4 protein-coding genes are annotated in these 3,635 nt (G+C 63.4%); all 4 read right to left on the bottom strand.

Annotation, left to right across the window (positions count from 1 at the left end; all coding sequences use genetic code 11):
• Positions 1-398: SDR family NAD(P)-dependent oxidoreductase (locus tag WCA85_RS34435; RefSeq protein ID WP_424070118.1), on the bottom strand; the 398-nt coding region annotated here is incomplete at its 3' end.
• Positions 399-414: 16 nt separating this feature from the next.
• Positions 415-1,053, bottom strand: coding sequence for a thiol:disulfide interchange protein DsbA/DsbL (locus WCA85_RS34430; RefSeq protein ID WP_424070116.1), 639 nt, complete (start codon positions 1,051-1,053; stop codon positions 415-417).
• Between the two features lie 151 nt (positions 1,054-1,204).
• Positions 1,205-1,957, bottom strand: a complete 753-nt coding sequence (locus WCA85_RS34425) for an SPOR domain-containing protein (RefSeq protein WP_424070114.1) — start codon at positions 1,955-1,957, stop codon at positions 1,205-1,207.
• A 79-nt stretch (positions 1,958-2,036) separates the two neighbouring features.
• On the bottom strand, positions 2,037-3,635 hold a 1,599-nt coding region (gene argS, locus WCA85_RS34420), incomplete at its 5' end, for an arginine--tRNA ligase (RefSeq protein ID WP_424070112.1).

The raw sequence follows: 3,635 nt of genomic DNA, 5'->3' as shown, positions 1-3,635 counted from the left end.
AGCGCGCCCTTGCGCGCAGCCATCATCGCGGCGGCGAATGGCTCGAAGGTGGCGACCATGCCGAAGTAGTTGACGTCCATGACCTCGCGGAAGGTCCGCAGATCGCCGTGACCCGTGACTGCGCCCCGACTGATGCCAGCATTGGCAATCACGATGTCGGGACAGCCGTATTGGGCGATGAACTGCTCGGCCGCGCTCGCAAGCGCTTCGGCATCGCGCACGTCAACCGGATAGATGGAGATGGAATGCTGGGGATGGGACTGCTGGAAGCTGGCCAGTGCGTCGCCGCGACGGGCAACGAGGCCGAGAATCGCGCCGCGCCGCGCGTATTCGGCGGCGAGCGCGAGACCGATGCCACTGGATGCGCCGGTAATGAAAACCTTCAAGTCGTTGCTCATTCCGGCGCTCCGCACTTTACATCTTTTTCGCGCGGATCTGGGCGACGAGGTAGTCGAGAACCTGAATCGTACCCGGCAGGCTGTTCGTGGCAGCAGGGCCGGTTTCATACTTGCCTTGCACGGCCAGCGTCGGCACGCCGTCGATCTTGTAGTCGTCCAGCAGCTTCTTGTCGCGCTGGATCTCGCTTTGCGTCGAGAACGAGTTGTACGCGTCCATGTACTTCTTCGGATCCACGCCGTTCTGTGCGAGGAATTTGGCCTGATCTTCCGGCGTCAGCAGATAGTTCTTGTTGACGTGGATCTCGTTGAAGACCTTCGGCGTGAGTTGTTGCGCGAGGCCCAGCGCGTCAAGCGCGTGGTACATCTTCGAATGCGGGATGAAGTCGTCGCGGAAGGCCACCGGCACACGCTTGAACACGACGTCCGGGCCTTGCTTCTTGATCCACGCTTCGAGGTACGGGTTGAATTCGTTGCAGTGCGGGCAGCCGTACCAGAAGAATTCAGTGACTTCGATCTTGCCGGCGGGCACGTCCACCGGTTGGGCCGGCGACAGAACCGTGTAGTCCTTGCCGGCGACCGGCGCAGCCGGCGACGCCTGGGCTGCGGTGGCAATGAGACCCAGTGAAAGGAAGAGGATGCTCAGCAGTTTTTTCATGTCTTGGTAATCCGGTTAAGCGGAATAACGGTGGAGCGGCGGCGCTGTACTAGCGTGGCCGTCACCGTTACGGAGCGTTTGGCGGCAGGCCGTTGCCGTGCGTGAGACTCACGCCGCGCGCTGAGGTTCAGCGGCGGCGCATGACCGAAAATTACTGTTTGGTAAAGCGGATCACGGCGGTTTCGACCCCGGCGTCGGACAGACGCTGGCGGGCCGAATTCATGTCCTCGAACTTCGAGAACGGTCCGATACGCACGCGATAGTAGGTGACACCACCGGCATCGCGCTGCGTGACCTTCGATTCGAAGCCCTGGAAGGCGAGGCGCGCGCGCTGCTGTTCGGCGTCAGCTGGCGTCTTGTACGCGCCAACTTGCAGGAAGTAGCCGCTATTCGCTTCAGCTGCCGTGGTGGATGCGTTCGAGCCGGGCTTCGCGTTCGCGGCCGAGGTGGCCGACGTGCTGGTGGGCGCGCTATTGGCCTGCTGAGGCTTCTTCGCGGGTGCCGACGCGCCGTTATCCTGGGCAGGCGCCGGTGCCACCGCGACGCCATTCTGGTTCGACGGCGGCACTTCGACGATTTCCGGTTCTTGCAGCATGCCCGACTGCGTCTGGCCATTGGTCTGGCCCGGGGCGGTGTTCGGCGGCGCAGGCTGGGCGGCTTGCGGCACCGGCTGGCCCGGCGTCTTACCTTGCAGCGGACGGTTCGGATCGTATTGCGCTTCGCTCGCGCCGTTATCGGACGCAGCGGGCGGCGCGACCTTCGAGACGAACGGCGTAGGAGCCCGGGTGATATAGAGCGCCACCACTACCGCGATTGCCAGGCCAACAATCAGGCCCAGTACGATGCCGAGAAACGTGCCCCCGGTTTGCTTCGACTGCGTTGTTGTGCGGCGTGGTTTTGCCATCGTATGAGTTACCTGCGAAAAGAATCCTGAATCGGCCGTCGATTATAACGACGGCCGCGTGCATAGCGTACCGGTGGACTTACATCTTGACGGGAGCAGAGACGCCGATCGTCGCAAGGCCGTTTGCCAGCACCTGGCGCGTGGCGGCGAGCAATGCAACGCGAGCGTTGCGCGCCCCTTCGTCGTCGACGAGGACGCGTTCGGCTTTGTCATTGTAGAACGAGTGGAATTCGCCTGCGAGGTCGCGCAGATAGAAAGCCACGGCGTGCGGGGCGAGTTCGTCGGCCGCATGTTGCAGCATATCGGGGAATTCCGCGAGCTTTTGCAGCAGCGTCATGGCGCGCTCGCTGGTGAGCAGCGACACGTCCACGGTGGGCAGAATGACTTCGTCGGCGTTGTAGCGCGTCTTCCATTCGCTGATTACCGAGCAGATCCGGGCATGCGCGTACTGCACGTAGTGGACCGGGTTTTCGTCGTTCTGCTTGAGCGCGAGGTCGATGTCGAAGACGAATTCCGTGTCGGCCTTGCGCGAGATCAGGAAGAACCGCACCGCGTCGCGGCCGCGGCGAATCGTTGCTTCGTCTAACAGGTCCGGCGAGGTTTCCGAGCCGGGCGTGGCACCGCCCGACCATTCGATCAGGTCGCGCACGGTCACGTAGCTGCCGGCGCGCTTGGAGATTTTGACTTCCTGACCGTCGCGCATGACCGTGACCATCTTGTGCAGGATGTAGTCGGGATAGCCCTTCGGAATGCCAATGCCCAGGCCCTGTAGACCGGCTCGCACGCGAGCGATGGTGCCGTGGTGGTCCGAACCCTGCACGTTGATGACCTTGGTAAAGCCGCGTTCCCATTTTGCGACGTGGTAGGCGACGTCCGGCACGAAGTACGTATAGGTGCCGTCGGTCTTGCGCATCACGCGGTCTTTGTCGTCGCCGTCGTCCGTGGTGCGCAGCCACAGCGCGCCTTCCTGCTCATAGGTCTTGCCGGCGGCGACCAGCGCCTGAACCGTCTTTTCGACGCGGCCTTCCGAGTACAGCGACGATTCGAGGTAGTACTGGTCGAACTTGACGCCGAAGGCCTGCAAGTCCATGTCCTGCTCGTGACGCAGATAGGCCACGGCAAAGCGGCGGATTGCATCCAGGTTCTCGACGTCGCGTGCGCCAGTGACCGGCTCGCCATCACTTGCGGATACCGTTTCGCCGTTCAGGTAATCAAGCGCGATGTCGGCAATGTACTCGCCGTTGTAGGCCGATTCCGGCCAGCCGGCGTCGCCGGGCTTCAGGCCGCGCGCACGCGCCTGGGTGGAGACGGCGAGGGTATGGATCTGCATGCCCGCGTCGTTGTAGTAGAACTCGCGGTGCACGTCGTAGCCCTGCGAAGCGAGCACATTCGACAGCGCGTCGCCGAGCGCCGCCTGACGGCCGTGGCCGACGTGCAGCGGGCCGGTCGGATTGGCGGAAACGAACTCGACCAGCACGTGCTTGCCCGCGTCGCGCTGCGAACGGCCGAAGGCTTCCTGTTCTGCGAACACTGCGGCGATCACCGCCTGTTTGGCAGCCGGCGCGAGGCGCAGGTTGATGAAACCGGGGCCGGCCACTTCGGCGCCTTGCACGAGGCCTGACGCCGCAGGATGCGCCAGGACGGCGTCGACGATTTGCTGGGCAAGCTGGCGCGGATT

Source organism: Paraburkholderia sp. (genome assembly GCF_049581445.1).
Classification (GTDB): domain Bacteria; phylum Pseudomonadota; class Gammaproteobacteria; order Burkholderiales; family Burkholderiaceae; genus Paraburkholderia.
The sequence above is the reverse complement of the archived record's forward strand: the minus strand, read 5'-3'. Positions and strand labels throughout refer to the sequence as shown.